This is a genomic window from Arenimonas sp., assembly GCF_041919775.1.
Classification (GTDB): domain Bacteria; phylum Pseudomonadota; class Gammaproteobacteria; order Xanthomonadales; family Xanthomonadaceae; genus Arenimonas.
The window spans coordinates 1-2947 of sequence record NZ_JAYRTE010000046.1; the positions used below are offsets into that span (position 1 = coordinate 1).

Consider the following 2947-nt stretch of genomic DNA (forward strand, 5'->3'; position numbering starts at 1 on the left):
CAAGCCGGGGCGTAATAAGGGGGGTCTGGTACACTTTTTAAAAGTGAACCTGACCCCCTTCCTGCACTGGGCGGGTATGCTGCGGGCGGGGGATGGAGGCGGCGATGCGTGAACCAAGTCACCCTGTGGGCCCGATTCCCTGGCATCGCAGCCTGCGGACCCGGCTGGCCCTTTGGACCAGCCTGACCAGCATCCTGCTGCTGGCGGCGGTGGCGCTAATCTTCTATCTGGCCGTGCGCGGCGTGCTGATCGCCAACACCCAGGCCGAGATGCGGGGGCTGAGCCAGCAGGCGGCCGGGGGCCTGGAGGCCACGCTCGATTCGGTGCAGGTCAGCGGCCGTACCCTGGCCGGCGCGGCTTCGGGCCTGGGCCGGCAGCCGATGGACCTGCGCGCCCTCATGCAGGCCACGCTGGACGCCGACCCGGACATTGCCGGCGTGATGATCGTGATGGAGCCCGGCCGGCTGGGCCCCGACGACCCGGGCTTCGACTGGTACGTGCGTCGCCAGGGCGAGTCCCGCTTCGAGGCCCGCATCGCCGAGCTGGGTTATACCGACTTCCGGATCGAACCCTGGTACACGCGCACGGTCGGCACGGGCCAGTCCTGGTGGTCGGAGCCGTATTCCAACGACGCCACCGCGGGCGACCTGTTCGTCACCTACAACCTGCCGCTCACCCGCCCCGGCGGCGACAGCACGGCGGCCATCGGCGTGGTCAGCGTGGACGTGCCGGTGCGGAGGCTGCGCAGCCAGCTCGGGCAGCTTGTCGCCGAGCCCTCCCTGCTGCCGATGCTGTTCTCGCCCGAGCACCAGATCGTGATGCATCCGGACACGCGCTATCGCGGACCGCTGGACGCCGTGATCCGGGACCAGGGCCGCGCCGACCTCGCGCCCCTGGCCGACGCCCTGAGGCGCCGCATGCCGCTGGAATTCGTGCACGAGGTGGCGGCGGGTGCCGATGGCGAGCCGCAGCGCCACTACAGCTTCGCCCAGCCGGTCGGCGACAGCGGCTGGAGCTTCGCGCTGAGCGTGCCTGAAAGGCTGATCCTGTCCCGGCTCGACACCGTCACCGTGTGGGGCCTGGGCGGCGGCCTGCTCGGCGTGGTGCTGTGCGTGTGGGCGGTGCGCCGGCACGCCAGCCGCGTCGCCCGGCCGATCGAGGACCTCACGGACTCTGCCGGCCACCTTGCCCGGGGCGATTTCGACTACCCGCTGATGCATACCGAGCGCCGGGACGAGGTCGGCGTGCTGGCCCGCGCCTTCGACAGCGCCCGCACGTCGATCCGGCAGCAGCTTCGGGAGATCGCCGAAATGGGCGCCGCCCGGCAGAAGCTGGAGGCCGAACTCGACATCGCCCGCGACATCCAGCGCGGCATGCTGCCGGCGGGCGGCGCACTGCGCGCCAACGGCAGCGCGGTGGAATGGCAGGGCCTGCTGGAGCCAGCCAAGGCGGTGGGCGGCGATTTCTACAACGTCTTCCGGCGCGACGGCCACGTGCTGTGGTTCGTGATCGGAGATGTGTCGGACAAGGGCGTGCCGGCGGCGCTGTTCATGGCGCGCACGATGACGGTGCTGGAAGTGGCGGCCGAATCCGGCGGTTCACCCGGCGCGGCCCTGGCCGAAGCGGCCGTGCACCTGGCCGAGCGCAACGAAACCTGCATGTTCGCGACGGTGCTGTGCGGCGTGCTCGACCTGCGTGGCGGCCGCCTGTCGCTGGCAAGCGCCGGGCACGAGCCGCCGGTGCTGCTGCACGCCGACGGCCGCAGGGAGTTCCTGCCGGTGCCCACCACCGGCCCGCTGGGCGTGGACGTGGCCGGGCACTACCCGGTCTGGCATGGCCGGCTCGAATCGGGCGATACGTTGCTGATCTATACCGACGGCGTCACCGAAGCCTTCGACGCGGCCGACCGGGCCTTTGGCGAAGACCGCCTGCTTGATGCCCTGGACCCTGCGCTGGACCCGGCCTCGCTGTGCGAAACCCTGGCGCAATCCGTACATGAATTTGTCGGCAACGCCCCGCAGTCGGACGACATCACGTTGCTGGCCCTGCGCTACGATGGGGAACCCGAAGGAGGCTGATCATGCGAATTCGGCTCAAGGTTCCGCGGGAACAGGGACAGCTGCGCGACCTGGTGGCTGCCATCGACGGCGTGCTGGCGCGCGAAGGCGTGGACCCGGCCGTGGTGCACGACGTGCAGCTGGTCACCGAGGAAGTGGTCTGCAACGCGCTCGATTACGGCCGCGTGGAAGGCCGCGAGCACGAAATCAGCGTCGGCATCGGCATCGACGACGGCCTGATCACGCTTGAATTCCGCGACGACTGCGTGGCCTTCAACCCACTCGAACGCCCCGACCCCGACCTCGACGCCGACATCGAAGAGCGGCCGATCGGCGGGCTGGGCGTGCACCTGATCCGCCAGCTGGCCGAAGAAGTGAGCTACGCCCGCCAGGAACCGCACAACATCCTCCGTGTCGTCCTTCGAACCCAAGCCCCCGGGAGCCATGCATGAACCTCGACGTCCATATCCAGCCGCCGGCGAACGGCAGCCAGCGGGTCGCCATCGGCGGCCGGCTCGACACCCACAGCTACCAGAAGCTGGACCTGCAGCTGGCGCCGCTGCTGGCGTCGCAGGTCAATTCACTGGTGCTGGACCTGGCCAACCTCGAATACATCAGCTCGGCCGGCGTGCGCTCGATCTTCAAGGCGCGCAAGGCGCTGGCGGGCCGCGGCGGCCGCGTCGTGGTGGTGAACCCGCAGCCGCAGATCCAGAAGGTCTTCGACGTGGTGAAGGCGGTGCCGATGAACGAGATCTTCTCGTCGGTCGCCGAAGCCGATGCCTACCTCGATGCGATGCAGAAGAAGGTCCTTCGCGGCGAAGACGAAGAACCCTAACCCACGTAGGAGCGCCTTCAGGCGCGAATCTTCTGACTTTGCCTTTGGCAAAGAA

At 69.2% G+C, this 2947-nt stretch carries 3 protein-coding genes; all 3 read left to right on the forward strand.

What is annotated here, in order from left to right; genetic code table 11:
- The first annotated feature begins 104 nt into the window (after window positions 1-104).
- The 3 genes from ACE3TE_RS13010 to ACE3TE_RS13020 are packed head-to-tail and all read left to right on the forward strand — an operon-like array spanning window position 105 to window position 2892.
- Window positions 105-2078, forward strand: a complete 1974-nt coding sequence (locus tag ACE3TE_RS13010) for a SpoIIE family protein phosphatase (protein WP_374605630.1) — start codon at window positions 105-107, stop codon at window positions 2076-2078.
- 2 nt (window positions 2079-2080) lie between these two features.
- Entirely contained in the window at window positions 2081-2509 is a 429-nt protein-coding gene (locus tag ACE3TE_RS13015; protein WP_374605632.1) for an ATP-binding protein, read from the forward strand.
- Window positions 2506-2892 (forward strand): STAS domain-containing protein, encoded by a 387-nt coding sequence (locus ACE3TE_RS13020; protein WP_374605634.1) that lies wholly within the window; start codon window positions 2506-2508, stop codon window positions 2890-2892. The genes ACE3TE_RS13015 and ACE3TE_RS13020 overlap by 4 nt, the downstream gene beginning before the upstream one ends.
- Window positions 2893-2947: the final 55 nt, after the last annotated feature.